General features: G+C 62.6%; 23 protein-coding genes. 10 read left to right on the forward strand and 13 right to left on the reverse strand.

Annotated elements, in window-relative coordinates; all coding sequences use genetic code 11:
- Positions 1–2 precede the first annotated feature (2 nt).
- The 11 genes from DEM27_RS22820 to DEM27_RS22870 are packed head-to-tail and all read right to left on the reverse strand — an operon-like array spanning position 3 to position 12,052.
- Entirely contained in the window at positions 3–1,169 is a 1,167-nt protein-coding gene (locus DEM27_RS22820) for an acetyl-CoA acetyltransferase (protein WP_109460538.1), read from the reverse strand.
- Between the two features lie 22 nt (positions 1,170–1,191).
- Positions 1,192–2,718, reverse strand: coding sequence for an AMP-binding protein (locus DEM27_RS22825; RefSeq protein ID WP_109460539.1), 1,527 nt, complete (start codon positions 2,716–2,718; stop codon positions 1,192–1,194).
- A gap of 19 nt (positions 2,719–2,737) precedes the next feature.
- Positions 2,738–3,070, reverse strand: coding sequence for a cupin domain-containing protein (locus DEM27_RS22830; protein ID WP_109460540.1), 333 nt, complete (start codon positions 3,068–3,070; stop codon positions 2,738–2,740).
- A gap of 20 nt (positions 3,071–3,090) precedes the next feature.
- Positions 3,091–3,969, reverse strand: a complete 879-nt coding sequence (locus tag DEM27_RS22835; protein ID WP_109460541.1) for a branched-chain amino acid ABC transporter permease — start codon at positions 3,967–3,969, stop codon at positions 3,091–3,093.
- Positions 3,970–3,980: 11 nt separating this feature from the next.
- Complete coding sequence (locus DEM27_RS22840; protein ID WP_109460542.1) at positions 3,981–4,736, reverse strand: ABC transporter ATP-binding protein; 756 nt, start codon at positions 4,734–4,736, stop codon at positions 3,981–3,983.
- Positions 4,733–5,695 (reverse strand): branched-chain amino acid ABC transporter permease, encoded by a 963-nt coding sequence (locus DEM27_RS22845; protein WP_165823540.1) that lies wholly within the window; start codon positions 5,693–5,695, stop codon positions 4,733–4,735. The genes DEM27_RS22840 and DEM27_RS22845 overlap by 4 nt, the downstream gene beginning before the upstream one ends.
- Positions 5,696–5,702: 7 nt before the next feature.
- A complete protein-coding gene (locus DEM27_RS22850; RefSeq protein ID WP_109460544.1) occupies positions 5,703–6,440 on the reverse strand; it encodes an ABC transporter ATP-binding protein in 738 nt (245 codons plus the stop codon).
- The gene (locus DEM27_RS22855) at positions 6,437–7,576 is read right to left on the reverse strand and encodes an ABC transporter substrate-binding protein (RefSeq protein ID WP_109460545.1); all 1,140 of its coding nucleotides are present in this window, start codon (positions 7,574–7,576) and stop codon (positions 6,437–6,439) included. Before DEM27_RS22855 ends, DEM27_RS22850 begins: the two co-directional genes overlap by 4 nt.
- Before the next feature lie 49 nt (positions 7,577–7,625).
- Positions 7,626–9,173, reverse strand: a complete 1,548-nt coding sequence (locus DEM27_RS22860) for a hydantoinase B/oxoprolinase family protein (protein WP_109460546.1) — start codon at positions 9,171–9,173, stop codon at positions 7,626–7,628.
- 12 nt (positions 9,174–9,185) lie between these two features.
- Positions 9,186–11,261: a hydantoinase/oxoprolinase family protein gene (locus tag DEM27_RS22865; protein WP_109460547.1), complete on the reverse strand. Its 2,076-nt coding sequence runs from the start codon at positions 11,259–11,261 to the stop codon at positions 9,186–9,188.
- The gene (locus tag DEM27_RS22870) at positions 11,258–12,052 is read right to left on the reverse strand and encodes an IclR family transcriptional regulator (protein WP_109460548.1); all 795 of its coding nucleotides are present in this window, start codon (positions 12,050–12,052) and stop codon (positions 11,258–11,260) included. The genes DEM27_RS22865 and DEM27_RS22870 overlap by 4 nt, the downstream gene beginning before the upstream one ends.
- A 656-nt stretch (positions 12,053–12,708) precedes the next feature.
- Here DEM27_RS22870 and DEM27_RS22875 point away from each other — a divergent pair.
- From DEM27_RS22875 to DEM27_RS22910, 8 genes are all read left to right on the forward strand, one after another.
- Positions 12,709–14,352 carry an ABC transporter ATP-binding protein gene (locus tag DEM27_RS22875; RefSeq protein WP_109460581.1) on the forward strand — a complete coding sequence of 548 codons (1,644 nt, stop codon included), beginning with the start codon at positions 12,709–12,711 and terminating at the stop codon, positions 14,350–14,352.
- A 268-nt stretch (positions 14,353–14,620) separates the two neighbouring features.
- The gene (locus DEM27_RS22880; protein ID WP_109460582.1) at positions 14,621–15,100 is read left to right on the forward strand and encodes a MarR family winged helix-turn-helix transcriptional regulator; all 480 of its coding nucleotides are present in this window, start codon (positions 14,621–14,623) and stop codon (positions 15,098–15,100) included.
- 13 nt (positions 15,101–15,113) lie between these two features.
- On the forward strand, positions 15,114–15,812 hold the full coding sequence (locus tag DEM27_RS22885; protein WP_109460549.1) for an SDR family NAD(P)-dependent oxidoreductase: 699 nt from the start codon (positions 15,114–15,116) through the stop codon (positions 15,810–15,812).
- Position 15,813: 1 nt separating this feature from the next.
- Entirely contained in the window at positions 15,814–17,145 is a 1,332-nt protein-coding gene (locus tag DEM27_RS22890; protein WP_109460550.1) for an NAD(P)/FAD-dependent oxidoreductase, read from the forward strand.
- Positions 17,146–17,257: 112 nt separating this feature from the next.
- Positions 17,258–18,934 carry a peptide ABC transporter substrate-binding protein gene (locus tag DEM27_RS22895; protein ID WP_109460551.1) on the forward strand — a complete coding sequence of 559 codons (1,677 nt, stop codon included), beginning with the start codon at positions 17,258–17,260 and terminating at the stop codon, positions 18,932–18,934.
- A 247-nt stretch (positions 18,935–19,181) separates the two neighbouring features.
- Positions 19,182–20,132 (forward strand): ABC transporter permease, encoded by a 951-nt coding sequence (locus tag DEM27_RS22900; RefSeq protein ID WP_109460552.1) that lies wholly within the window; start codon positions 19,182–19,184, stop codon positions 20,130–20,132.
- A gap of 11 nt (positions 20,133–20,143) precedes the next feature.
- Positions 20,144–21,034, forward strand: a complete 891-nt coding sequence (locus DEM27_RS22905; RefSeq protein WP_109460553.1) for an ABC transporter permease — start codon at positions 20,144–20,146, stop codon at positions 21,032–21,034.
- Positions 21,035–21,044: 10 nt separating this feature from the next.
- Positions 21,045–22,370 (forward strand): NAD(P)/FAD-dependent oxidoreductase, encoded by a 1,326-nt coding sequence (locus DEM27_RS22910; protein ID WP_109460554.1) that lies wholly within the window; start codon positions 21,045–21,047, stop codon positions 22,368–22,370.
- A gap of 132 nt (positions 22,371–22,502) precedes the next feature.
- Here the strand turns inward: DEM27_RS22910 and DEM27_RS22915 are convergent, their stop codons facing one another.
- Positions 22,503–23,129: a dimethylsulfonioproprionate lyase family protein gene (locus DEM27_RS22915; protein ID WP_109460555.1), complete on the reverse strand. Its 627-nt coding sequence runs from the start codon at positions 23,127–23,129 to the stop codon at positions 22,503–22,505.
- A gap of 510 nt (positions 23,130–23,639) precedes the next feature.
- Positions 23,640–24,602 carry a flagellin N-terminal helical domain-containing protein gene (locus DEM27_RS22920; RefSeq protein WP_109460556.1) on the reverse strand — a complete coding sequence of 321 codons (963 nt, stop codon included), beginning with the start codon at positions 24,600–24,602 and terminating at the stop codon, positions 23,640–23,642.
- Positions 24,603–25,035: 433 nt separating this feature from the next.
- Here DEM27_RS22920 and DEM27_RS35235 point away from each other — a divergent pair, with 433 nt between their 5' ends.
- Entirely contained in the window at positions 25,036–25,584 is a 549-nt protein-coding gene (locus DEM27_RS35235) for an MCP four helix bundle domain-containing protein (protein ID WP_420028847.1), read from the forward strand.
- Positions 25,585–25,731: 147 nt separating this feature from the next.
- Positions 25,732–26,799 carry a methyl-accepting chemotaxis protein gene (locus DEM27_RS35240; RefSeq protein ID WP_420028848.1) on the forward strand — a complete coding sequence of 356 codons (1,068 nt, stop codon included), beginning with the start codon at positions 25,732–25,734 and terminating at the stop codon, positions 26,797–26,799.
- Positions 26,800–26,991: the final 192 nt, after the last annotated feature.

The following is a 26,991-nucleotide window of genomic DNA, read 5'->3' on the forward strand; positions in this document are numbered from 1 at the left end:
GTTCAGACCGCCTCCAGGATCGAGACATAATTGGCGACACCGCTACCGCCCATGTTGAAGACGCCGGCGAGATTGGCCTTCGGCAGTTGCAGCTCGCCAGCCTCGCCGGTCAGCTGCATCGACGCCAGCACATGCATCGAGACGCCGGTCGCGCCGACCGGATGGCCCTTGGCCTTCAAGCCGCCGGACCGGTTGACCGGCAGGCGGCCGTCCTTTTCCATCCAGCCGTCGAGGATCGCCCTGGCGCCGCCGCCGATCTCCGTCAGGCCCATGGCTTCGTAGGCCATCAGCTCGGCGATGGTGAAGCAGTCGTGGACCTCGACGAAGGAGAGGTCGCCGATCGTCGCGCCGGCGGTATCGAGCGCCTGCCTCCAGGCTTCGGCAGCCCCTTCGAGCTGCCAGAGATCGCGTTTCGACAGCGGCATGTGGTCGTTGACATGGGCGGCGGCGCGAAAGCGCACGGCGCGGGAAAAACTCGCTGCATCGTCATCGAGGGAGAGGACGAGGGCTGCGGCACCGTCCGAGATCGGCGAGCAATCGGTGCGGCGCAGCGGCGGGGCGACGATCGGGTTCTTGTCGCTCACCGTGCGGCAGAAATCGAAGCCGAGATCCTTACGCATCTGGGCATAGGGGTTGTCGACGCCGTTGCGATGGTTCTTGGCGGCGATCATCGCCAGCGCATCGGACTGGTCGCCGAATTTCTGGAAATAGGCCTGCCCCATGCGGGCGAAGACGCCGGCGAAACCGGCCGGCATGTCCGCCTCCTCCTTGCGGTAGCTGGCGCCGAGCAGCGCGTCGCCGACATGCGCGGTGGTGTTGCCGGTCATCTTCTCGACGCCGATCACCAGCACGTTGCGGCCCTGCCCTGCCTTCAGAAAATTGCGGCCGGCATGGATGGCGGCGCTGCCGGAGGCGCAGGCGTTTTCCGACCGCGCCATCGGCTTGAAGCGTAGCGCCGGCACCGACTGCAGCACCAGGCTGGCGGGAAAATCCTGCCGCGACATGCCGTTGTTGAACATGCCGACGAAAACGGCATCGATATCCTCGGGGCTAAGACCCGCATTTTCGATGGCCGCAAGCGCCACGTCGGCGACCAGCCCCTCGGCATCCTTGTCCTCATGCTTGCCGAATGGCGTGTGGGCCCAGCCCACGATGATCGGATCGCTCATCTGTCTTCTCCCTGAACCTGTCTCAACCGGCCTGTTTTAATGCCTCCGCGCGGGCATCACGCTCGCGCAGCTCCGTCTTGACCACCTTGCCGTAGTTGTTCTTCGGCAAGGACTCGACAAAGATATAGTCCTTCGGCCGCTTGAAACGAGCGATATTGCCAAGGCAGAGCCCGTCGAGATCGGCGATCGACGCATCGCCGACCAGATAGGCAACAACCACCTCGCCCCATTCTGCATCCGGCCGGCCGATCACCGAGACCTCGCGCACCGCCGGGTGTTTCAAAAGGACTTCCTCCACCTCGCGCGGATAGATGTTGGTGCCGCCGGAGATGATCACGTCCTTCGAGCGATCCTTGAGCGTCAGGTAGCCGCCATCGTCGAAGGCGCCGAGATCGCCGGTGTGCAGCCAGCCGTCCTTCACCGTCTTTTCCGTCGCTGCCTGATCGTTCCAGTAACCCAGCATGACGGTCGCGCCGCGCACGAGGATTTCTCCCGTTTCGCCGACGGGCAACGGCTCGCCATCGGCGCCGGCGACGATCACCTCGACCGACCCGAACGGGCGCCCGACGCTGCCGAGGCGGCTGCGCCAGTCCACTTGGCTGCGGTCGGCGATCACCGAACGGTCAAGGGTGGTGATGGTCATCGGCGTCTCGCCCTGGCCGTAGATCTGCGCAAGCCGCGGCCCGAAGGCATCGAGCGCGTCGACGGCATCCTCGACATACATCGGGCCGCCGCCGTAGACGATGGTGCGGAAAGTCGCGGGGTCGGCGCTTGCCGCTGCCGCCACCATGCGCTTGACCATGGTCGGCGCCGCAAACAGCGACATCTGCCGCCAATGCCGCGCAAGATCGAAGATCTCGTCGGCCTCGAACCCGCCGGATTCCGGCACGACGTTGACGGCGCCGCGCAGGATATGTGCCATCATATACAGGCCGGAGCCGTGGCTCATCGGCGCGGCATGCACGATGCTATCGCCGGGTGCGGTCGGGTCGACCTCGGCGAGATAGGCAAGCGACATCGCCGCAAGATTTTTGTGCGACAGGCAGGCGCCCTTCGGCCGGCCGGTGGTGCCGCTGGTGTAGAACAGCCAGGCAAGGTCGTCGTCATGGCGCGCGACCGGCCCATAGGGCTCACCGCCGCAAAGCGCCGCAAAATCCGGACTGCCCAGCGTGACTATGTGCTTGAGGCTTTCGACGCCGGCGCCGGCAATCGCCGCATCCAGCCCCCTGGAGGCAAAGGCGACGGCAGCGCCGGAATGCTGCAGCGCATAGGCGATCTCCTGCGCATGCAGCTTGGCATTCAACGGCACCGCGACGGCGCCGGCAAACCAGATGGCATAAAGTGCTGCGACATAATCCGGCTCGTTCTTCGCCGCGATCGCCACCCGGTCGCCCGGCCGCACGCCGCAGACGGTGACCAGGCTGCCGGCGAGACGGGCGGCGCGGCTTGCCAGTTCGCCGTAAGTGGCAACGGTCCGGGTGCCGAGCGCCACTGCCGGCAGGTCGGGATGGCTTTTGGCGATGCGTGCCAACCAGAGCGCGATGTTCACGGCCTTTTTCCTCCTTCGGTCAGGCGTATTCCGGCCGGCGCGGCGTGAAGACGTCGAGGTTCAAAACCTCCTCGTCGCCGACGACCTCGCCCCAGTGCCGCACGTTGGGCGGGATAACCAGCAGCCCGCCGGGACCGAGAAGATACTCCTCGTCGCCGACGAAAAAGCGGATGGTGCCCTTCAGGATGTAGGCGATCTGCTCGTTTTCATGGGCGTGCGGTTTCGGCTCGTGGCCAGGCTGCAGCCGGTGCAGCGCCAGCGTCGCGCCCTCACCGGAAAACGCCTTGCGGTCGACGCCTTCGCGAACCGGGGTCCACGGAATGCTGTTCCAGTCGATCGATTTCAGATTCATAATACCAATGTCCCAGTCAATCAGCGAGTGCTGCCGAGCAGGCCGGAGGGCCGCACGAACAGGAAGAGAAGCAGGAGTGAGAGCGCCGCAACATTCTTGAAGCCGGCGCCGAGCCCGAGGATGGCCATGGCCTGGATCAGCCCAAGCGCGATGCCGCCGAGGAAAGCGCCGAGCGGCCGGCCGAACCCGCCGATGATCGCGGCGATGAAGCCGGAGATGGCGAAGGGCACACCCATGTTGAAGGCGGTGTATTGCGTCGGCGTCAAGAGGATGCCGGCGAGCGCCCCGAGCATGGCGCTGAGCACGAAGGCGAGCGTCAGCATCAGCGACACCGGGATGCCCTGCAGCGCCGCCGCCTCGGCATTGATCGACACGGCGCGCATCGCCTTGCCGGTGCGGGTCGTCTTGAAGAACAGGCCGAGCGCCACGACGATCAGCACCGAGCCGGCCATGATCCACAACGACTGGAAATTGATCGCCACGCCGCCGAGCATGATCGGCGGCAGGTCGCTGAAGGCCGGCAGCGTCTTGGGCTGGTCGTCGACGAGGATGTAGGTCAGCCGCTCGATGACGATCTGCGCCGCGAGCGTCGCCAGGATCATCACGAACATCGGCGCGCTGCGGTTCCACAGAGGCCGCACCACCAGCCGCTCGACGCAGGCGCCGACGAAGCCGGTCACCACGATGGCGCCGAGGGCGGCGACCACATAGGGCATCTGGAAGCGCTCGATCAGCACGTAGGTGACCATGCCGCCGAGCATGACGAAGGCGCCCTGGGCGAAGTTGACGATGCCGCTGGCGTTGTAGATGACGCAGAAGCCGATGCCGATCAGGCCGTAGACGCAGCCGATGCTGATGCCGCTGATCAGGCTCTGCAGGACCAAGTGCATGTTGTCCATCGTATCCGTCCTTATCCGAGATAGGCCGCGATGACCGCGGGGTCCTTCTTCACCGCGTCGGGCGAACCTTGCGCGATCTTGCGGCCGTAATCGAGCACCACCACCTCGTCGGCGATGTCCATGACGAGTTTCATGTCGTGTTCGATGAGCAGCACGGCCGTGCCGTCGGCAGCGATGCGGCGGATGGTTTTTGCCAAACGTTCGCTTTCTTCGGCATTCAGGCCGGCGGCCGGTTCGTCGAGCAGCAGGATCTGCGGTCTTGCCGCCAGCGCCCGGGCGATTTCCAGGAGCCGTTGCTGGCCATAGGGCAGAACGGCGGCCGGGCTAAACGCCACCTTCGACAGGCCGACGAGATCGAGCAGCGCTGCCGCACCGTCCTCGACATCCTTCTCCGCATTGCGAGCCCAGGCAGGTTGGACCAGCGCGGCAAACAGGCCGCCACGCGTCTTCAGGTGGAAACCGACCTTGACGTTTTCGATGGCCGTCAGGTCCTGGAACAGCTTGACGAGCTGGAAGGTGCGCACCAGGCCCCGCGCCGCCTTGGCCTCCGGTTTCAGCGCCGTCACATCGGCGCCGCCGAGCAGGATGGCGCCTTCGCTCGGCGGGAAGGTGCCGGCGATGATGTTGAACAGCGTCGTCTTGCCGGCGCCGTTCGGGCCGATCACGGCGGTGACGCCCTTCGACGGCACGGTGAAACTGACATCGTCGACGGCCACCAGTCCGCCGAACCGCCGCGTCGCATTCTTGACTTCGAGGATCGCGTTCATTTGCCCCTCCGTGCGTCAAAGCTCTGCGCGAGGCCGGCGAGACCCTTCGGCGCATAAATGAGGATCAGGATCAGCGTGATGCCGTAAGCGAGGTCCTGGCTGTCGCGCATGCCGCGGAACAGTTCCGGCAGCAGGCTGACAATCAGGGCGCCGATGACCGGGCCGGCAACGGTGCCTAGGCCGCCGATATAGACCATGGTGAAGGCGAGTACGACCATGTGCATGCCGAACACTTCCGGGCTGACATAACCGACCACATGCACGAAGAGCGAACCGGCAATCGAGGCAAGGCCGGCGGCCAGCAGGAAGGAGGTGAGCTTGTAACGCGCCACGTTGATGCCGAGCGCGCCAGCCGCCTCCTCGCTGCCGGCGACGGCGGCGAAGGCACGGCCGAGCCGCGACTTGCGGATGCGTGTGACGGCGAAGGCAACGATGACGACGATGACGGAGAGCGTCGCCAGGATCTGCCGGTCGCTGATTGCCTCGAAAGGACCGATGCCGAGCGGCGGAATGCCCGAAATGCCCATGTAACCCTGCGTCACCGATTCCCATTCGACGGCGATTTCATAGGTGATCAGGCCGATCGCCAATGTCGCCATGGCGAGATAGTGGCCCTTCAGCCGCAGTGTCGGAAAGCCGATGACCAGCGCGAAGAGCAATGCGAAGACGATGCCTGCGAGCATGCCCGGCAGCGGCGCCCATTCATAGGTGGTGGTCAGCACGGCCGAGGTATAACCGCCGATCGCCGCAAAGGCGCTCTGGCCGAAGGAAACCTGCGCTGTCAGCCCCATGAAGATGTTGAGGCCGGAGACGAACACCCCGTAGATCAGCGCGAAGGCGACGATTGTGGCGATGTAGCCGCCGAAAACGAGGGCATAACCGACGATCAGCGCCGCCAGGACCCAGATACCGGCGGAAGCGAAATGGCGCGAACGGGGGCTGGCTTGTTCCGATACCATGGCCGCCTCAGGCGAAATAATACTGGGCGAGTTCGTCATGGGATTTCACCTCGCGTGGATTGATCGTGGCGACGATGCGACCAAGGGACAGCAGATAGGCGCGACAGGCGAGTTTCAGCGCCAGCGGCGCCTTCTGCTCGACCAGCACCACGGGCAGGCCGCTTGCGCTGAGCGTGCCGAGCGTTTCGAGGATTTCCCCGGTCACGCGCGGCGCGAGACCGAGCGACGGCTCGTCGAGCAGCAGCACCTTCGGATCGGCCATCATGGCGCGGCCGACGGCCACCATCTGCTGCTCGCCGCCGGACATCGAGCCGGCCACCTGCTTCAACCGCTCCTTGACCCGCGGAAAAAGTTCGAAGACGTGGGTCAGGCGCCGCTCCATCTCCTGGCGGTCGCCGCCGATCTTGTAGGCGCCGAGTTCCAGGTTTTCGAGCACCGTCATCGGCCCGAAGATGCCGCGACCTTCGGGCACGAGGACGACACCCTTCGTCGCCGCGCCGACGGGATCGCGGCGCGGCAGGCTGTTGCCGAGGAAACGGACTTCCCCCTCGTTGGGGATGAGGCCCATGATGGCACGCAGCAGGGTCGACTTGCCGGCGCCGTTCGGGCCGAGGACCGCGACGAGTTCGCCCTTTCCGGCGGAAATATCGGCGCTTTTCAGGGCCTCGACATGGCCGTAGCGGGCGCTCAGGCCGCGGACGTCGAGGACCGGATCAGCCACCTGCAGTGTGCCGGTCGGTGTCATTGGGCGATCCTGACCTGTCCGTCGATGATCTGGGCAACCACGAAAGGATTGGTCGAAATGCCCTGGTGCTTGTCCGGTGCAAAATCATAGGTGCCCGTGGTGCCCTGGAAACCGGTGATCTTTTCCAGGTTCTCGCGCACCGCCGGCCCCTCGAAGGATTGGCCCTTCTCGATCGCCGCCGCCGTCAGCATGATGCTGTCCCAGCCGCGCGAGGCCCAGTTCGGATCGCGATCGCCGAATTTTTCCCGCCACGGCTGGAGGAACTGACCGATCGCCTGCTTCAGCGGACCGTCCGGATAGGCTTCGAAAACCTGCGAGGGCGAAGCGACGAAGAAAAATTTGTCGCCCAGAACTTCGGCCACCGGCTTGAAGACGGCCAAATCTTCCAGGCTGGTGAGCAAAAGCATGTCGGAGCCGAGCTGCTTCAGGTTCTTGGCCGCCGTCAGCGTCGTGCCACCGAGGCCGATTTTCATTACCGCACCGGCGCCGGCCGCCTGCATCTTCGAAAGCTGCACGCTCAAATCGGCGTCGTCCTGCTTGTAGGCCTCGACGGCGACGACCTCGATGCCGAATTTCTCCGCCACCTTCTCGGCAACGTCCTTCTGCAGCAGCGCATAAGGTGTGGGATCGTGCAGCACGCCGACCTTGCGGATCTGCGTCTTGTCGCGAAGATATTCGAAACGCTTCTCGATCTCGAAACCGGCCGGCGGCAGGGTGGTGAAGGCCCAGACGACGTCACGCTCCTGCTTCGGCAGGATGGAGCAGAGGATCATCGGGATTTCGGACTTGGCGACCATCGGCGCGGCGGCGGCATTGCCGGCGGAGACGCAGCCGCTGGAGAAGATGTTGACGCCATCGGAGCTCACCATCTTGCGATAGACGGTGACGGCTTCCTGCGGGTTGGAGCGGTTGTCCTCGACCACCACTTCCAGCTTGCGGCCCATGATGCCACCCTTGGCGTTGAGCACGTCGACGGCGGTCTGCACGCCATCGCTCCAGGCGCGATCGACCGTTGCGGCATAACCGGTCAGGCCCGCCGAAATGCCGATCTTGTAGATATCCTCCGCCTGCGCCGCACCTGCCATGGCGAGAACCGACACCATGCCGGCAAAAAACTGATTTCTCATATGAAACATGAACTTCCTCCCACGTTCTGTTTGAAATGATGTCTTCCGGTGCGCCGGGTCAGACCGACGCGCCGAACCCTCCGCCGCCGGGCGTTTCGAGCAACACGCGGTCGCCCGGCTGCATGGTCAGCTTGCGTGCCTCGCTGACCGACTTGCCATTGACCAGGAACCGCCCGGCCGCCCCCGGCGATCCGCCGCCGATGCCTTCCGGCCCGTTGTCGAGCCGGCTCGGCACCGCGTTGAGCAGCCAGGGCTCCTCCGTGCGCATGTGGAAACCGATCGACTGGCCCTCGCCGCCACGCATCCGGCCCTCGCCGCCCGATCCGCGCCGCAGTTCCTTCTTGTCGAAGACGATCGGCATCGCCGCCTCGAGAATTTCGATCGGCACGGCCGCAACGCCCGTCGGGTAGCAGGTGGCGCTCGGGCCGGGTTTTTCGGCGCGCGCGCCCATGCCGCCGGAATAGTTGAACATCGACGAGGTAAACGATTGACCGGCGGCGTTCTTGCCCTGGATCTGGATCGTCCAGACGGCACCGGACCCTTCCGCCAGAACCTGCGTCGGGATCACCTGATGCAGCGCTTTCAGGATCGGCATCGGCACGTACATGCCGACGACATGGCGGGCATTCACGGGTGCCGGATATTCGCAATTGATGATCGAGCCCTTCGGCGCCCTGATCTCGATCGGCGCCAGGCTGCCGAAATTGTTCGGCAGGTCCGGGTTGAGGCAGGAGCGGATGGCGAAGGTCGAATAGGCATGCGTATAGTTGAGCACGACATTGATGCCGGTCGAGGTCTGCTTCGACGAACCGTCGAAATCGACGATGATGCTGCCCGTCTCCGCATCGACGGTGACCGCCGTCTTCAGGGTGATGATCTCGCCGCCGGGGACGTCGAAATTGGATTCGCCGTGATAGGTGCCGGGCTTGAGCTTGCGGATGGCCGCCCGCGTCGCCTCCTCCGAGCGGGCGATGATTTCGTCCGACAGCATCTCGATATCCTCGACACCCTGGCGCTCGCAGAGTGCGATCAGGTGTTCTGCGGCGGCCTGGCCGCTGGAGACCTGCGCCGACAGATCACCGAAGACGGCATCCGGCGTGCGGACGTTGCGACGGATCATGGCGTTCAGCACCGGATTGGCGACGCCGCGCTCGTAAAGCTTCAGCGGCGGGATCCACAGGCCCTCTTCATGCACGTCGCGGGCGCCGGCACCGATGCCGTAGCCGCCGATATCCGTGTGGTGGATGGTCGAGCCGATATAGGCGATCAGCCGCTCGCCGTTGAAGATCGGCGTCAGGATGGTGATGTCGAAGAAGTGGCCGGCCGACAGCCACGGATCGTTGGTGATCAGCACATCGCCCGGCTCGCAGCGGCCGGAAAATTCCTTCACCAGATGGCCGCCGGCGAAGGCGAGCGAATTGATGTGCCCCGGCGTGCCGGTATTGGCCTGCGCCACCATGCGGCCGCGCTGGTCGAAGAGGGCGCAGGCGAGGTCGCCGGCTTCGCGCACGATCGGCGAGAAAGCGATGCGCTGCAGGGCCTTGGCCCGCTCGGTCACAATGCCAATCAGGTTGGACCAGAGAATTTCGAGTTCGACGCCGTCCATGGCCGGTCCTCCTCAGTTCGTCTTTGTCTTCTTGGTGGCAACGATGCAGCCGATGCTGTCGATGGTCGCAATCCAGTTCGGCGGGATCGCCGTCGTCGTCTCGCGTTCCTCGATGATCAGCGGCCCTGCGACCGACTGGCCGACAGCGAGATCCTTGCGGTCATAGACCGGCACCATCTCGTTGTCCTGCCAGGCATGCACCGAGCGATGCGTCTTCGGCTGGCCTTCGGCGCTCGCCGGCTGGCCGGCCGGGTGGAAGCGGATGGCGGGGCCGTTGACGATGATGCGCCAGGAGACGATCTCGACCGGAACGTGATCCGGGTTGACGCCGTAGAGCGTGCGGTAGGCGTCGGCGAACAGGGTTGCGAGTGCCCCGATATCGCGGGTGCGGCGCGGATCGGCATCGAAGGTGACCGTCACCTCGTGCTGCTGGCCGAAGTAGCGCATGTCGGCACCGATATGGATTTCGACGTCGGAGGGTGCGCAGCCGGCCTCCATCAGCGCGGCGCGGCCTTCCTTTTCCAACTCGCCGATGACTTTTTCGGTGCGGTCCCAATCGATATTGTCGAGACGGACGAGATCGCTGCGGACGAGATCGAGGCGCAGCGGCGTCACCAGCGTACCGAAGGCGGAGAGAACGCTGGAGCGCGGCGGCACGATGACCGACGAACTCTGCAGCAGTTCGGCAACGCCGCAGGCATGCAGCGGGCCGGCACCGCCGAAGGCAAACAGCGGCAGGCCGCGGTAATCGACACCGCGATCCGTCGCATGGGCGCGGGCTGCGGAGGCCATCGCTTCGGTGACGACGCGGTAGATGCCGCGGGCCGCCTGCACCGGCGTCGTGTCGAGATCGTCGGCGAGCGCCTGCAGGGCGCGTTCGGTTGCCGGCTTGTCGAGGTGCATGTCGCCGCCGAGGAAGTTTTCGGCGTCGATGAGGCCGAGCACGAGGTCGGCGTCGGTGACGGTGGCGTTTTTGCCGCCGCGGCCATAGCAGGCCGGACCGGGGTTGGAGCCGGCGCTTTCCGGACCGACCTTCAGCAGGCCGAGACCATCGACATGGGCGATGGAGCCACCGCCGGCACCGATTTCAATCAGGTCGATGGAGGGCACGGTGACCGGCAGGCCGCTGCCTTCCTTGAAACGGTAGCGGCGGTCGACCTCGAAGAGGCCGGTGATCAGCGGCGTGCGGTTTTCGATCAGGCAGGCCTTTGCGGTGGTGCCGCCCATGTCGAAGGACATCAGCCGGTCGATGCCGAGCACTTCGGCATAATGGCAGGCGGCGAGCGCGCCGGCGGCAGGCCCGCTCTCGATCATGCGCACCGGATTGCGGCCGGCGGTTTCCGCACCGACAACGCCACCGGAACTCAGCATGATCAGCGGCGTGTTGGAAAAGCCTTCCGAACGCAGCCGGTCGCTGAGGCGGCGCAGATAGGGTTGCGAGATCGGCATGGTGTAGGCGTTGACGGCGGCCGTCGAGGCGCGCGGATATTCGCGGATCTGCGGCGCGACATCCGACGAGGTGCAGATGAAGACGTCGTTGAGGAGCCGCGACAGCTTGCCGGCAACCAGCGCCTCATTGGCGGAATTGATGAAGCTGTTGAGGAAGCAGACGGCAACCGACTGGGCGCCGCTGTCGCGGATCGCCTTGGCGAGCGTTGCGATATCATCATCCGACGGCTGCACCAGCACCGTGCCGTCGGCCAGTATGCGTTCGGCGATGCCGAAGGTCAGCGCCGGCGAGACCAGGGGCTCGGGGAACTCGATCTGCGGATCATACATGTCGTAACGATGCTCGTTGCGGATCGACAGGACATCGCGAAACCCTTCGGTGACGACGAGCGCGGTCGGCGGCCCCTTGCGCTCGATCAACGCATTGGTGACGACGGTGGTGGCATGGACGATGACGCCGTCGATGGCATCGGAGGAGATGCCGGCATTGGCAAGGACAGCGTTGACGCCGCCGAAGAAGCCCTTCAGCAGGTCTTCATGGGTGGTCAGCGTCTTGTCGACCGTCAGCCGGCCATCCGAGTTGCGCAGGACGATATCGGTGAACGTGCCGCCGATATCCACTGCGAGGGAATAGGTCATTGATTGTTCCTCCATCCAAGGCGTTCGGAGATTCGCCGTCCGGTGGCGAGAACCTCCTCGATCTGATTGGGCTGCGGTTGCACGGGGATGAACTGTGTTGCCCCGACGATGGCCACCGAGCCGACGATTTCGTTGCTGTGATTGAAGATCGGCGCCGCCAGAGCGTTGACGGCGGTGATCAGTTCGTCCGACGCCGTGGCCCAGCCGCGATCGCGCACCGTGGCGATCTCGTGGCGCAGGGCATCCGGTCGAACGATCGTCTTCGGCGTCCACTCCTTCAGCGGCTCGCGGGTGATCCGCTCGAACAATTCCGGCGCGCCGAAAGCGAGCCAGACCTTGCCGTGGGCGGTGGCGTGGATCGAAAGTTCCGTGCCGGGGCGCGTGCCGAATTCGATGATGGTGCGGCCGTGGATCAGATCGAGCACCACCAGCTTGCCGTCGATCATCCGGCAGACGGTGACCGCCTGGCCGGTGCGTTCGCCGAGCAGCGACACTTCCTGCCGGGCGGCATTGGCGACATCGAAACGGCCGCGCACCGCCTCGCCGAGAACCAGGAGTTTTACCCCCGGCTCGTAGCGGCTGGTCTCGGGGTCCTGCCGAACGTAGCCATGGCGCTGCAGCGTCACGAGATGGCGATAAACCGTTGCTTTCGAAGCCGAAAACGCCTTGGCGATCTGCGCCAGCGCCAGCGGCTGGCTCTGGCCCGCCAGATATTCCAGCACCCGCAAGGCCATATCGAGCGTCCCAGTGCCCGAGGCCTCCCGCTCCGGCCGGTCAGGACCAAAATTCATCTTGCATTCCTCCCAGACGTTTCATATAATAAAACATCGTTTCAATATTGACGATGATATGCGCGCTGCCATGGGTCGTCAACGGGGTACAAAAAAGGGAGATCACCGTTATTTGCAGTGACTGTCTCGAAAAGTGAAATTTCTCCAGAATAGACCCGGCGATTTTAATTGCGGCAATGGCGACGCAGTTCGAAATTTTAAATATTTTTCAGCGAAAAAATTTTCAACAAAATTTAATTCTTCAAATTATACGTCGGTATCGTGGATATAAGCATTGTTGATAGAAAAATATATTTGATAAAATTTCAGTAACGACAAGAAAATCTATCGCCATCCCTGCAAATGCATGACATGGCCGTGCCCGATCACCAATCACAGGTGGTGCTCGAAATCCTCGGACTTTCTGATGAATTGCAAAAATGGCGCTGGCATCGCTGAAAATCGAGACATGCGAACAGGCTGCCATACCCGCTTCCGGCGTGTCGGCGCGCATGACAGCGACTCGGCGATAGCGTCACGCATGCCGCGATAACGACGCTGCCGACGCTCGGCCAAAACCCTGGCACCGTTTTTGCATCGTGGAAATCCAGTTGCAGACGCGCCCCGCCTTCGAAATAGTGCGTATCGGGCGGCCCATGCCGAAAGGATCCGAGACGATGCAGCAGACGATACAAGCAGCCTTGCCTGAAAAAGATGTCATCCTTTCCGTTCGCGATCTCACCGTCAGCCTGCCGAAGAACATGGAACGCGCCTATGCGGTGCAGGACATTTCCTTCGACCTGATGGCCGGGGAAATCCTCTGCATTATCGGCGAATCCGGTTCCGGCAAGTCGGTGACGGCAAACGCGATCATGGGGCTGCTCTCGCCGGTGATCAAGGTGACGGCCGGCAGCATCCATTTCAAGGACATGGACCTGGTGCGCACTCCGGAGGCGACGTTGCGCAACCTGCGCGGCCGGGCCGTCTCGATCATCTTCCAGGACCCGCTTTCGGCGCTGAACCCGCTGATGACCATCGGCGACCAGATCGCCGAGGTGATGGAAGCCCACGGCGTCGGCACGGCGGAAAGCCGGGCGGCGAAAGTGCTCGAACTCCTGAACGAAGTCGGCCTGCCCGAACCCGGCCTGCTGCAGCATCAATATCCCTTCCGCCTCTCCGGCGGCCAGCGGCAGCGCGTGATGATCGCCATGGCGCTGGCGCTCGATCCGGACGTGCTGATCGCCGACGAGCCGACGACGGCACTCGACGTCACCACGCAGGCGCAGATCCTCGATCTCATCCGCAAGATCCAGGACCGCAAGAAGATGAGCGTCATGTTCATCACCCACGATTTCGGCGTGGTGGCGGAGATCGCCGATCGCGTCATCGTCATGGAAAAGGGCAACCTGGTCGAACAGGGCAAGGCCGAGGACGTGCTCAACCATCCGACCCACCCCTATACGCAAAGGCTGATCGCCGCCGTGCCGCGCATGCGCCAGGCCGACCGCGAGGCCGCCGAGGAAGCGCCGGTCGTGCTCTCGGTCGAAAACCTCAACAAGACCTATTCCGTCACCGGCGGGGTGTTTTCCAAGAGCCGCACGGTGCATGCGGTCAACGACGTCAGCTTCTCGATCCGCAAGGGCCGCACCCTCGGCATCGTCGGCGAATCCGGCTCCGGCAAGTCGTCGCTCGGCCGGGTGCTGCTCAAACTGCTCGACAGCGACGGCGGCAAGATCCTGTTCGACGGCCGTGATATCGCCCCGCTGTCGAATAATGATTTCCGGTCGCTCAGGCCCTATATCCAAATGATCTTCCAGGATCCTTTCGCCTCGCTCAACCCGCGCCATACGATCGGCACGATCCTGACCGTCGGGCCGGAGGCACACGGTGTCTCGCGGCCGGAAGCCAAGGCCAAGGCGCTGCGACTCCTGAAGATGGTCGGCCTCGACGAAGGCGCCTACGACCGTTTCCCGCACGAATTCTCCGGCGGCCAACGCCAGCGCATCGGCATCGCCCGGGCGCTGATGTTCGATCCGGTGCTGCTCGTCGCCGACGAGGCGGTCTCCGCGCTCGACGTGTCGATCCAGGCGCAGATCCTCGAACTGCTCGCCACCATCCAGCGCGACATGAAGGTGGCGATGATCTTCATCACCCACGACCTGCGCGTCGCCAGCCAGATCTGCGACGAGGTGGCGGTGATGTACAAGGGCAGCGTCGTCGAGCAGGGGCCGCCGTCGCAAATCTTCCGCGCGCCGCAGCACGATTATACCCGCCGTCTCGTTTCGGCCATTCCCGGCAGCGAGTGGGAACCGGCCGCCTGAACGGCGGCTTCTCTTCGGCGACCCCGCATGATTTTTGCCCATATGCCCAACCCGCGTCAGGCTGCCTGCACGCGGGTTGGGCATTTTCGGTCCCGGACGAAAATTTTGGCCCCCACCTCAAAAAAATAGTTGCATTTGTCCACTATCGGGCGTTTCATAATTTCGTAACGAAGATCAACATCCGCTGGCGCCGAAATGCAGCCGCTCTTGCGCATGATAGTGCAAGAGGTTGAGATCGTTTGCTTTTTTGGAGCGCGTGCCGGTGAACATGATGTCAGCAAAACCGCCAACCTCTGTATCGGAAGTCGATCTCGACGTTCTGGAAAACACGCTCAGCTTCTATATCCGTACCGTCAACATTGCCGTGTCGCGCGACCTCGACGACCGTCTGGAAGGCCTCGACGTAGCGCGCGGCACGGGCAAGATCACGACGCTGCTGCTGGTCGACAGCCACCCCGGCATCCGCCCCTCGGTCATCGCCCAGCTGATCCTGAAGGATCGTTCGGCAATGGGCAAGCTGGTGGACCAGATGGAAGGCCACGGGCTTCTGACCCGCAGCGTCTCCGCCGAAGACAGCCGGGCGCTGGAGCTTTACATCACGCCCAAGGGGGCGGAACTGGCCGAGAAGGTGCGCGGCCTCGTCACCAGGCAATCGGCGGATTTTTTCGAATTCATTCCGGAAGACGAACAGAAACAACTGATGGACATCCTGCGGCGTGCCTACAGGCGCATCGCAGGCCTGTCGTGAGGATGGAGGCAGGATGGACCGGAACCGCGTCGTTTTGATTTCGGGTGCCAATCGCGGCATCGGCGCTGCGACCGCGGCGGAACTGGCACGCCAGGGCTGGCGGCTTTCGCTCGGCATGCGCACTCCGCAGATGCCTGACTGGGCCGAGGAAGGCCGCGTCCACCTGCATGGCTACGATGCCGGCGACAGCGACGGCGAACAGCGTTGGGTCGATGCCGCACTTTCGCAATTCGGCCGGATCGACGCCATCATCGCCAATGCCGGGCTGATGATCCCGAAAACGGTGGTGGAAGCCGAAGACGGCGATATCGACGCGATGTTCGAGGTCAACGTCAAGTCGCCGCGCCGGCTGGCCAAGGCTGCCTGGGAAGCGCTGGCGCAATCCGGTCGCGGCCGGATCGTCGTGCTTGCCTCGCTCTCCGGCAAGCGGGTGAAATCGGCGGGCGCCGGCTCCTACTCGATCTCCAAATATGCCGCCGTGGCGCTGGCGCAGGGGCTTCGCCATGCCGGTTTCGACCGCGGCATCCGCGCGACTGCCGTCTGCCCCGGCTTCGTCGCTACAGACATGGCGCTTGCTGTCAGCGACCGTCCCGCCGAACTGATGACCGATCCGGCCGATCTCGCCCGCATCATCGCCATGCTGATCGACCTGCCGAACGAGGCGAGCGTCGCCGAATTCACCGTCAATTGCCAGCTAGAAGAAAGTTACTGAGATGCCCGGACCCTATGTCGTTCCCGTCCACGGGGATGCCGACCTGCCGAAGGACGTCGACGTCGTCGTCATCGGCGGCGGCATCATCGGCGCGTCGACTGCCCTGGAGCTGGCGGAACGCGGGCTGAGGGTGGCGCTCTGCGAAAAGGGCGGCATCGGCCAGGAGCAATCGAGCCGCAACTGGGGCTGGGTGCGCATCACCCGCCGCGACCCGCGCGAAGTGCCGCTGATGGCGGAAGCCCTGCGCATCTGGAATACGCTCGACCAGCGCACCGGCCGCAACACCGGTTATACCCGCGCCGGCATCATGTTCACCTGCGCCAGCGACAAGGAATATGCCGACCACGAACGCTGGATGAAGAACCTCGAAGGTTACCAGATCGAAACGAAGATGCTGAGCGGCACCGAGTTCAAGTCGATGTTCCCGGACTCCCGGCTCGACATCAAGGGCGCGCTGTTCACCCCGCTCGACGGCCGCGCCGAACCGCAGCGCGCGGCGCCGGCCATCGCCGAGGCGGCCCGCGACAAGGGCGCCTACATTCTCACCGAATGCGCCGTACGCGGCATCGAGACCGCCGGCGGCAAGGTCTCCGGCGTCGTCACCGAACGCGGGCCGATCGCCTGCCAGGCGGTGGTGCTCGCTGGCGGCGCCTGGTCCAGCCTGTTTTCCGGCACGCTCGGGCTGCGGTTGCCGCAATTGAAGGTGATGAATTCGGTGCTACGCACCAAGCCGCTGGAAGGCGGCCCCGAGCAGGCGATCTGGTCGAACGGCTTTGCGCTGCGCAAGCGCCAGGACGGCGGCTATACCATCGCCTCCGGTCATGAGAACATCGTCGATATCGTCCCGAAGTCCTTCCGTTATGCCCGCGACTTCCTGCCGGCGCTGTCCAAGGAATGGCGCTCGCTGATTTTTCGCGTCGGCGGCCGGTTCTATGACGAGGCACGCATTCCGGATCGCTGGGCGCTCGACGAGCCGAGCCCGTTCGAATACAACCGCGTCCTTGATCCGAAACCTTCCAAGAAGCTCTCGGACGTGGCGCTCGCCAATCTGAAAAAGGCCTTTCCGGTGTTCGAGAAGGCCGAGATCGCCCAGCGCTGGGCCGGCTACATCGACGTGACGCCGGACGCCGTCCCGGTAATTTCGGCCATCGACAGCATTCCGGGTTTCCATATCGCCACCGGCTTTTCCGGCCATGGTTTCGGCATCGGCCCCGGCGCCGGCCGGCTGATGGCCGATATCGTCATGAACCGTACTCCGGTGGTCGACATCAAGGATTTCCGTTTCTCCCGCTTTTCCGACGGTTCGAAGATTGAGCTGATCAGCGGGTTCTAAAAGGTGGCGGGAAAACCGCCGCTCAATAAAAGCAGGGACTGCCCGGCAAAGAAGGCAGACCGGAAAAAATGAGGAACAGCAGCAACGATCACGTGACAGAGAGAGGAAAATCATGTCCGACGACAAGCAATATTCCATCCTCAATCCGACGCGCCGCCAGGCGCTGACGATGATGATGCTCGCCAGTGCCAGCGGCATCGTCATGCCCGGCCTTATCGGCAAGGATAAAGCCTTCGCGGCAACCCCGCCGGAAAAGCCGACCGGCCAGCTGATCATCGGCTTCTCGCAGGAACCCACCGTCTTCAACCCGCATCTGCTGCATATCGAAGTGGACGAAGGCATCCATTTCAGCATCTTCGACCCGCTGTTCGGCGTCGATCCCGACGGAAAATTCTTCCCGCAACTCGCTGCCGAAGTGCCGACAGTCGAGAATGGCGGCATCTCCGCCGACGGCCTGACCTGGAAGGTCAAGCTGCGTGACGGCGTGAAATGGCATGACGGCAAGCCCTTCACCGCCGACGACGTCAAGTTCACCCTCGAACTGCTGGTGGACGAGAATTTCCGCAGCTGGCGCCGCACCGGCCACGATCTCGTTCGCGACCTGACCGTCGTCTCGCCGACCGAAATCACCTGGCGGATGGAAAAGCCCTTCGCGCCCTACCCGTCTATCCTCGCCGCCACCTTCATCGTGCCGAAACACGGCTTCGAAAACGAGGCCGACAAGAACACCGCCGCCTTCAACAATGCGCCTGTCGGCACCGGCCCGTTCAAATGGGTCGAACGTGTTGCCGGCGACCATATCACGCTCGAAGCCAACACGGACTATTTCGGCGACGGCCCCTATCTGGAACGGGTCATCTACAAGTACATTCCTGATCTGACCGTGCTCTACACCCAGTTCAAGACCGGTGATATCGACGTGGCCGGCCTGCAGTGGATCACGCCCGACCACTACGAAGAAGCCAAGGAGCTGGAAGGCAAGACCGTGCTTGTCGTGCCGGGTTCGACGGTGGAATCCTTCACCTTCAACATGGAGCGGCCGCAATTCAAGGATCCAGCCGTGCGCCAGGCGCTCTATCATGCGCTGGACAAGGCGACGATCATCGACGCGCTGTATTACGGCCTGCCGGCGCCGACCGAAAGCTACGTGCCGCAGCAGTCCTTCTACTTCAATGCCGACCTGCCGAAGCATGAATTCGATCTCGAAAAGGCGAAGAAGCTGCTCGACGACGCCGGCTGGGTGCCGGGCGGCGACGGCATCCGCGCCAAGGACGGCGTGCGTCTCTCCTTCAGCAACTCGACCACGGCCGGCAACCACATCCGCGAACAGGTGCAGCAGTTCGTGCAGCAGTCATTCAAGGATATCGGCGTCGAAATGACCATCTCCAACCTGCCACCGGCGGTGATGTGGGGCGAATACTGGATGATGTCGCAGTTCGATTCCGTCGTCGTCGGCCTCGACTTCCTGACCGGCGCGGACCCCGACACGTCGGACTACTTCCGCTCCACCTCGATCAACGCCAAGGGCGGCGCCGGCCAGAACAACTGGCAATATGCCAGCAAGGAAGTCGACGACCTGCTGACAGAGGGCGGTCAGGTCTTCGTGCCGGATGAGCGCAAGAAGATCTACCTGAAGATCCAGGAAGTGGTGCGCAACGACCTGCCGTTCCTGCCGATGTTCCAGTACGCCACCGTGCGCGGCTACAAGACCGGGGTGGAAGGCGTGAACTACAACGTCAACACCCGTATCGACAGCTGGAACGTCGGGAGCTGGTACCGGACGGCGTAAGGCGCGGACGGGGTTAGCCTCTTCGGTCGAGGTTACCACCTCATCCGCCTGCGTCCTTCGGACCCTTCTCCCCGCCGGGGAGAAGGGGGACATCGCGAACACTCGTTCAAGCCGAGCTGCCAGACATGTCGCCAGTGCCGTCCCTCTGCCCACGGGGAGAGGGCTAGGTAAGGGGGCCGCCGCCAGCAATACGCCAGACGAACACGATTGCCCCGTCCGCCACCACCAACAATCGGAGAGACATGCCATGATGCGTTATCTCATGAGCCGCCTGTGGCAAAGCCTGGTGCTGCTGCTGCTCGTCTCGATGATCGGCTTTGCCGTCCTCAATCTCGCACCCGGCGGGCCGCTGTCGCAATATGCGCTGACGCCCGGCATGACGCAGGAGGCGCTGGACCGGATCGCCAGGCAGATGGGCCTCGACCGCCCCTTGCCGATCCAGTATCTCGACTGGCTCTGGCATCTGCTGCAGGGCGACTGGGGCCGCTCCTACCGCGACAGCCAGCCCGTTCTCGGCATCATCGGCGGCCATCTCTTCGCGACGCTGCTCTTGATGGGCACCTCGACGGCGCTCTCCATCGCCATCGGCACCTGGATCGGCATCAAGGGCGCCACGAAACGCTATTCGATCTTCGATTACACCGCCACTGTCGGCGCCATGGTCGCCCTGTCGATCCCGACCTTCTGGTTCGGCCTGGTGGCGATCTACGTCTTCGCGCTGAAGCTGAAATGGCTGCCGGCCGGCAACATGTACACGATCGGCGACGGCTCGATCGGCGACTACGCCATCCACCTGATCATGCCGAGCGTGGTGCTGGCGCTGGTCAACGTCGCGGTCTGGAGCCGCTACATGCGCACCGCCACGCTCGACGTCATCAACCAGGATTTCGTCCGCACCGCCCGCGCCAAGGGGCTCAGCCAGCGCCGGGTGCTCATGAAACACGTCATCGGCAACGCTCTCCTGCCGATGATCACGCTCGCCGGGCTGCAACTGCCGACCATCCTCGGCGGCGCATTGGTGACCGAAACCGTGTTCACCTGGCCGGGAATGGGACGCCTGTTCCTCGATAGCCTCGGCTACAACGACTATCCCGTGATCATGGGGCTTCTGATGTTTTCCGCCATTCTCGTGCTGATCGGCAATCTCTGCGCCGACCTGCTCGTCGCCTTCGTCGATCCGCGCATCCGGCTGGGTTAGGGAGAAAGACCATGTCTTCAGCAACGCTTGTCCCCCCTGCCCGCCCCGTTTCGAACCATTGGTGGCAAAGCCGCACCGCCCGGCGTTTCGCCCGCCATCACCTGGCCATGCTCGGCGTCTTCATGATCGTCATCCTGACGCTCGCCTGTGTCTTCGGGCCATACCTGCTGCCCTATGACGAACTCTATATCGACCTGCGCGCCCGCTTCGCGCCGCCGCTGACGGGGTACCACATCTTCGGCACCGATCCGCTCGGCCGCGACATCGCCGCGCGGCTGTTCAACGCGGGCCGGATCTCGCTGCTGGTCGGCTTCTTCGCCATGCTGCTGTCCACCGCCATCGGCACGGTGATCGGCGTGACCGCCGGTTATTACGGCGGCCGGGTCGGCGCGGCGCTGATGCGTTTCGTCGATGCCTTCCTGTCCTTCCCGAGCATCTTCCTGCTTCTGGCGCTCGCCGCCTTCATCAAGCCGAGCCCGTTCATGATCACCGTGATCATCGCGGTCACCAGCTGGATGGAGATCGCCCGCATCGTCGAGGCCGAGGTGCGCTCGCTGCGGGAACGGGATTTCGTACTCGCCGCCCGCATGCTCGGCCTGTCCAACAGCCGCATCATGTTCCGCGAACTCTTGCCCAACGCCATCGGCCCGATCATCGTCGCGGCGACGCTGACGGTTGCCCGCGCCATCCTGCTTGAAGCCTATGTCAGCTTCCTCGGCTACGGCATCCAGCCGCCGCTGCCGAGCTGGGGCAACATGCTGAACGGTGCACAGCAATATCTCGACAAGGCGCCGTGGCTGGCGATCGTGCCCGGCATCGCCATCACGCTCGCTGTCACCAGTTTCAATTTCATCGGCGACGGCCTGCGCGACGCGCTGGATGCCCGCAGCGACCTGCATTGAGGGTGGCGCAATGACCCGCTTCTCCCCCTTCGAAACGTCGCTTTGGTTTGCCACCGCCCCGCCCGCCCCGGCGACGGTGCCGCTGGAAGGCCGCATCCGCGCCGACGTCTGCATCGTCGGCGGAGGGTATACCGGACTGACGACGGCGCTGGAGCTTGCCCGCGACGGCGTCAAGGCGGTGCTGCTGGAGCGCGAGGAGGTGGGCTACGGCGGTTCCGGCCGCAATGCCGGCCACTGCACGCCGACCTTTACGCATTACAGCCTGCCGGAACTGCGCAAGATGCTCGGCGAACCCTGGGCAGAACGGCTGATCCAGCGCCAGACGCGGGCCAACGACCGCGTCGCCGGCATGATCGAGCATTACCAGATCCAGTGCGAATGGCAGCAGAACGGTTACGTCATGGGAGCACCCTACCCTTCGATGCTGAAAGCGATCGAAACCAAGGTCGAAACCTACAACGCCGTCGGCGCCCGCACGGCAATGCTTGATCGCGACGAAGTGGCAAAGATCACCGGCAGCCCGCGCTTCTACGGCGGCTGGTTCCATTCCGAGGCCGGGCACCTGAACCCGCTGGCCTATGCCCGCGGCCTCGCCCGCGCCGTTATCCAGGAAGGCGGAACGATCCATACGTATTCGCCGGTCACCGGCTGCACGCCGGCACCCGGCGGCGGCTGGACGGTAACGACGGGCAAGGGCGAGGTGACCGCCGACAAGGTGATCTTCGCCACCGGCGCCTATACGGTCGGCGGCTGGCCGAAGCTCGACCGCAGCTTCAAGATCCAGCGCGTCTTCGTTGCCGCCACGCAGCCGCTGTCGGACGACGAACGCCGCAGCATCCTGCCGCAGAACACGACGATCCATGACGGGCGCGGCGATATCTTCGTCTACAAATACAATGCCGAAGGCCGCATCGTCGCCTCGATGTTCCCGATGGGCCGGCGCGGGCGCGACATGGCCTATACGCGCCAGTTGATGAGCGACCGGCTGCGCTGGTTGCACCCGCAGATCCGCCACGACCTCGTCTGGGATTATTTCTGGTTCGGCGAACTCGACATGCAGTACCGCACCGTGCCGCGGCTCTACGGCCTGGCGCCGGGCGTCGTGGCGCTGACCGGACTGTCCGGCCGTGGCGTGCCGACCGGCAGCATGCTCGGCGGTATCCTCTCGGAATGGGCGAAAGACGTTGCGGAAAAGGACCTGTCGCTCAAGCTCGAACCCCTGACCGCCGCGCCCTTCTACATGGCCTTTGCGCCGCAGATGACGCTGCGTTATTACCGCGTCGCCGACTGGATCAGGACGCGGCTGGCCGGGGCGGCGCTGCCGCCGCATGCTTGAAACGGGTCGTCACGCCGGGCTACGCAGTTGGTGATATCGCCGGTCGAAACAGATCGGCGTTTCGTCCGCGCAACGCCGAAACCTCACAACGCAGGATATCGTGCGTGCCGCCAACGGCGGAAATGCAGCGGCTCAGCGGCGCCGGTCGTCGAGCTGGCACCACACGGCCAGCACCGGCTCACTCGTGCAGCGCAGCGCGAACTTATCCCCGGCATCGCTGAAGACGATCGTCCCGGGCTCGGCGCGCATCCATTCCCGATCCCTCAGGCAGGCTTCGGCGGCAGACAGGAAAAGGAAGACGCGCCGCTGTTTTTCGAAATGGTCCGGAAACCGGCAATAGGGCGCCATCAGCGTCACGCCGAGTTGAACGTCGCTGCGTTCCTCCACGCCTCCCGGCCCGAGGATCGTCGAGTGGGCATGGGATTTTTCAAAATTCACGCTGGCGAAGGGACCGACGCGGCTGCGATACCAGGAGAGGTACGGACCGATCTGCTCGAGATATGTCATCAGCCCGGCGAGTTCCCCGTCGGAGCCCTTGATCTTCGACAGCGTCCGCTGCCAGGCGTCGATCGGCGGAGACGCCGTCTCGCCCTCCAGCCTTTGCCGGCCGGATCGTGCCGTCCGCGAGTAGATCTGGCCGGCCATGTAGCTGGCCATGACGGGGGCGCTGGAGGAAAGCAGGATGCCGCAGACGCGGTCGATCAGGCCCTGTAATGGCTCTGGTCGTTCTGCTCGCCGTACACCGTCGCCCCTGCGCATAAAAGCCTCGTATCTCCCGGATCAGCTGCCGTTCCGTCGTGCTTCAAGGCAAAACATCGACGGATGTTCCCAACCAGCGCCTGTTTTGCACGATCCGTCCGCTGCGGCCGTCAAATCAGGTTCGTTGCAGAACCGGATTTGTCTTAGCTATCTTGTCCGTCCAGATCAAACGGTCAAGTCCGGGTTACGCTTCGAAAAGTTCCGATCCGTCGGCATGTGTGGTATCCGGCTGAGTAACCTTTTGCCTTCCTATCTTCCGAACAGGAGCCCTCTCATCAAAAAAAAGCCGCGCAAATCATCCCCACACGGCCAGGAGGTGCTATGCTAGAGTTGCCATGAGGGCGGTTTTTTGCAAAAAAATTGCAATAAATGCACGTATTGTCTTTCGCACATTATGACTGATAATCCCGGCTTATCGGGCATTGTTATGCTGCAGAAAGATACGATTTGAGCAAGGCCAAATACACCCGGGCAAGTCGCTGCGCGGCAACGCGCGCAGCGATGCTGCTTTCACCGGAAAAGCGACAGGATGTTGTCGGCGCTTGAGTTAGCAATCGAGAGGGCCTGACTGCCGAGTTGCTGCTGTGTCTGCAGAGCCTTGAGGCGAGTCGACTCTTCGTTCATGTCAGCATCAACGAGCCGGCCAATCCCGGTCTCTGTCACATCGCTCAGATCGGCAACAAATTCCTTCTGCATATCGAGGCGGCTCTTAACCGAGCCCAACGTGGCGGCAACGTCCGCCATAGTGTCTAGGTATTTGTCTACCGCCATAATCATACCTTCGACGGCCTCGTTCGAGGTCGTCGCCGTCAGCTTGGTCTCATTTCCGGCTGACCCAGCCTTGGAGCGGATCAAGAAATATTCCATTGGCGTCGTGCCAGTGCCGACTGCGTTCGGCTGATTGACGCTGACGCGCATAGTCAGAATGCCGTTAAAATCCGACTCGTCACTTATCAGCGCGGCGTTGTGGGCATCGAAGTTTGTCGTCCCGATCGAAACCGTTCCGTTTGCGGACCGGACAAAGGACGTCACGAGCTCTTTCGTCGTCAGACCACCAGACACATTCGTATACAGCCAATTCTCGCCGCTGAATGACGAAGATTGCGCTATGGAATGTATTTGGTTCTTAAGCTCTTCAATTTCCAAGCCGACTTTCAGCTTATCGACGCCTGGCTCGCGAGCGGCGACGAGCTTGGCCTTGATTTCATCTACGACCTCAATTGCGGCGTTCATTCCCGCGTAAGTCGTGTCCACCTTGGCACTTCCCAGTCCGATCGCGTCCTCAACGGCGGACAACGCTTTGTTGTCTGAGCGCATCGTTGTCGCGATCGACCAATAGGCTGCATTGTCGGATGCGTTTTCGACGCGATATCCGCTCGAAATTCTCGATTGGGTGGTCCCGAGTTGGCTGCCAATCGAACGTAAAGTGTCGAGCGCGGCCAAGGCCGTCCAGTTGGTCAAAATACTACTCATTGAAAAAGCCTCGTCCTAACAATAGGGCATCGCGATCCAGCCTTCACATTGCCGCCCGCCTTCATGACGATACTATCGCTGCAACTACCATCGTGCGTGCTGATTAAATTTTCGTTGACCTGTAGGAAGATATTCCGAGCAAGTAGCCTTGCTTAATATCAGTCAAGCGGCGTCAAATTTATCGTGATGCTTCTTGGTTTTTCTGGTCGTGACTGTCGCGACGGTAAAAACCAATCTGAAATGCCCATCGTCAAATATTGTTGCATTATCGGATGCAATAGGGCGCCCAGCTATTCGGCCGTTGTGGTAAAATAAAGATTTGGCTGGCGATGATCACGAAGCTTGGGCGTCGCGAGGGTTGCCTGCAGTGTGTCCAAATCGGTCAGGCTAGACAGGCGTCTAGGATCATGTCGAGCAGAGTCTTGGCGAGTACGTGAACAAAGCGCACGTACTCGCCGTTTGGCTTAACCACGTCATCTCCAGTACCGACGATAGAACGCAGAAAATCGAAGGCGATATCACCAAATTCAAAGCACGCTTCGAGAAGGCTCTTTACGGTTACGACAGCAATCAGCCGGAAGCATTCGAGCTTGAAATCACCAAGGGGGTCCGCGAAAAGGCGCTCAACTACGACAAGATCGGCGAGAGGCTGAGAAAAGTCTCCGTGGCCCACGAGGATGAAGCCGCAGAGGAAATTCTTTTCAATGAGATGACTCCCGTTGCGCTGTCCATCAGTCAGGATCTGGCAAAACTGATCGAGTACAACGAAAAGGGTGCTACGCAGTCCTATGATGAGAGTAAGGAAATTTATTCTGCTTCATTTGATTTGGCGATGATCCTCATCGTTGTTTCAGCCGTGCTGCTGGTTTTTGCGATCTGGTTTGCAATTACGGGTATTGCCAAGCCAATCCAAAACATCACCGCCTCCATGAAAAACCTTGCGTCCGGTGACGCAAATTCCATACGGAGGCCGAGCCGATGAGATCGGGGAAATGGCCGCAGCCGTGGATGTCTTCCGCAGAAACGCGTCGAGAACAAGCGGCTCGAAAATGAAGCGCAAAGCCAGCGTCATCTGACCGAAGAACAGCGTCGCCAGGCGGCAGAACAGGATCGGGTCCGTGCCCAAGAGATGGCACAGGCAACAAATGGTCTGGCTGAAGGAATGAGGTACCTGGCATCTGGCGATTTGTCATTCCAGCTTAATCAAACTTTTGCAAAGGACTTCGAGGGATTAAGGAACGACTTCAACAGCGCCATTGAGCAGTTGCGTGGGACACTGGCGCCGGTTTCCCAAGCAACGAATGCTATTGACGGTGGATCGCGCGAGATCAGTGCAAGTGCCGAAGATCTTTCGAAACGCACCGAGCAGCAGGCGGCTGCGCTGGAGGAAACGGCCGCGGCTCTGGACCAGATCACAACCAATGTTGCCAATTCGACCAAGCGTGCGGAAGAGGCCCGCAGCGTAGCCGTGCAGGCCAATGAAAGCGCCCGCCAATCCGGCAAAGTTGTGGGAAATGCAGTGACCGCCATGGGGCGGATCGAAGAGTCATCCGGGCAAATCTCGAACATCATCGGCGTAATCGACGATATCGCGTTCCAAACCAATCTCCTGGCGTTGAACGCAGGCGTGGAAGCGGCCCGCGCAGGTGAAGCAGGCAAGGGTTTTGCTGTTGTTGCACAGGAAGTACGAGAACTTGCGCAACGTTCGGCCAAGGCCGCACGCGAGATCAAGGACCTGATCGACAAGTCCACTGCGGAAGTTGAGAGCGGCGTAAAGCTTGTTAGCGAAACCGGAGAGGCGCTTAAAAAGATCGAGACTTCCATTGTTACGATCAACCAACATATGGATGCGATTGCGACCTCTTCACGTGAACAGTCAGTCGGCTTGTCGGAGGTCAACACGGCGGTTAACCAGATGGATCAGGTAACGCAGCAGAACGCGGCGATGGTTGAGGAAGCCAGCGCTGCTGGTGCGACGCTTGCAAATGAAGCTGGCAAGCTACGGGAGCTGGTATCGCAGTTCCAGCTCGGAACGGCTCAATATGCAGCTGGCGTGAACCGAGCTACTCCGGTCAGAATGACATCCGCACATTCGCCCGTGACCTCTGCTCCGAGGTCGATGGCCGGAAATATTGCCAAGGCATTTAGCGGCCGTGGCGCGGCCGCTGCCGCATTGGATGAGTGGCAAGAGTTCTAATCCACCATCCTAACAGCAGATTTACTGGATCAAGCCGTCTGCGGGCGGCTTTCCTATGTCAATCGGCCCTTTAATTGCGGGACTTAGTCAAGCCTGTTTTGCCCGTGCCGGGGTCATGGTCCTTTTCGAGGTCATGGCCTCATGATGATGTTCGGGTCGGATGCCTCAACGTGCGGAGCGCGGTTGTTTGTG

This window comes from Rhizobium album, assembly GCF_003122325.1.
Taxonomy (GTDB): domain Bacteria; phylum Pseudomonadota; class Alphaproteobacteria; order Rhizobiales; family Rhizobiaceae; genus Metarhizobium; species Metarhizobium album.

Excerpts from the sequence above, each read along its gene's own strand:
- DEM27_RS22820 (WP_109460538.1), bottom strand. The coding sequence starts at position 1,169 with ATGAGCGATCCGATCATCGTGGGCTGGGCCCACACGCCATTCGGCAAG.
- DEM27_RS22830 (WP_109460540.1), bottom strand. The coding sequence starts at position 3,070 with ATGAATCTGAAATCGATCGACTGGAACAGCATTCCGTGGACCCCGGTT.
- DEM27_RS22835 (WP_109460541.1), bottom strand. The coding sequence starts at position 3,969 with ATGGACAACATGCACTTGGTCCTGCAGAGCCTGATCAGCGGCATCAGC.
- DEM27_RS22840 (WP_109460542.1), bottom strand. The coding sequence starts at position 4,736 with ATGAACGCGATCCTCGAAGTCAAGAATGCGACGCGGCGGTTCGGCGGA.
- DEM27_RS22845 (WP_165823540.1), bottom strand. The coding sequence starts at position 5,695 with ATGGTATCGGAACAAGCCAGCCCCCGTTCGCGCCATTTCGCTTCCGCC.
- DEM27_RS22850 (WP_109460544.1), bottom strand. The coding sequence starts at position 6,440 with ATGACACCGACCGGCACACTGCAGGTGGCTGATCCGGTCCTCGACGTC.
- DEM27_RS22855 (WP_109460545.1), bottom strand. The coding sequence starts at position 7,576 with ATGTTTCATATGAGAAATCAGTTTTTTGCCGGCATGGTGTCGGTTCTC.
- DEM27_RS22860 (WP_109460546.1), bottom strand. The coding sequence starts at position 9,173 with ATGGACGGCGTCGAACTCGAAATTCTCTGGTCCAACCTGATTGGCATT.
- DEM27_RS22865 (WP_109460547.1), bottom strand. The coding sequence starts at position 11,261 with ATGACCTATTCCCTCGCAGTGGATATCGGCGGCACGTTCACCGATATC.
- DEM27_RS22870 (WP_109460548.1), bottom strand. The coding sequence starts at position 12,052 with ATGAATTTTGGTCCTGACCGGCCGGAGCGGGAGGCCTCGGGCACTGGG.
- DEM27_RS22875 (WP_109460581.1), top strand. The coding sequence starts at position 12,709 with ATGCAGCAGACGATACAAGCAGCCTTGCCTGAAAAAGATGTCATCCTT.
- DEM27_RS22880 (WP_109460582.1), top strand. The coding sequence starts at position 14,621 with ATGATGTCAGCAAAACCGCCAACCTCTGTATCGGAAGTCGATCTCGAC.
- DEM27_RS22885 (WP_109460549.1), top strand. The coding sequence starts at position 15,114 with ATGGACCGGAACCGCGTCGTTTTGATTTCGGGTGCCAATCGCGGCATC.
- DEM27_RS22890 (WP_109460550.1), top strand. The coding sequence starts at position 15,814 with ATGCCCGGACCCTATGTCGTTCCCGTCCACGGGGATGCCGACCTGCCG.
- DEM27_RS22895 (WP_109460551.1), top strand. The coding sequence starts at position 17,258 with ATGTCCGACGACAAGCAATATTCCATCCTCAATCCGACGCGCCGCCAG.
- DEM27_RS22900 (WP_109460552.1), top strand. The coding sequence starts at position 19,182 with ATGATGCGTTATCTCATGAGCCGCCTGTGGCAAAGCCTGGTGCTGCTG.
- DEM27_RS22905 (WP_109460553.1), top strand. The coding sequence starts at position 20,144 with ATGTCTTCAGCAACGCTTGTCCCCCCTGCCCGCCCCGTTTCGAACCAT.
- DEM27_RS22910 (WP_109460554.1), top strand. The coding sequence starts at position 21,045 with ATGACCCGCTTCTCCCCCTTCGAAACGTCGCTTTGGTTTGCCACCGCC.
- DEM27_RS22915 (WP_109460555.1), bottom strand. The coding sequence starts at position 23,129 with ATGCGCAGGGGCGACGGTGTACGGCGAGCAGAACGACCAGAGCCATTA.
- DEM27_RS22920 (WP_109460556.1), bottom strand. The coding sequence starts at position 24,602 with ATGAGTAGTATTTTGACCAACTGGACGGCCTTGGCCGCGCTCGACACT.
- DEM27_RS35240 (WP_420028848.1), top strand. The coding sequence starts at position 25,732 with ATGGCACAGGCAACAAATGGTCTGGCTGAAGGAATGAGGTACCTGGCA.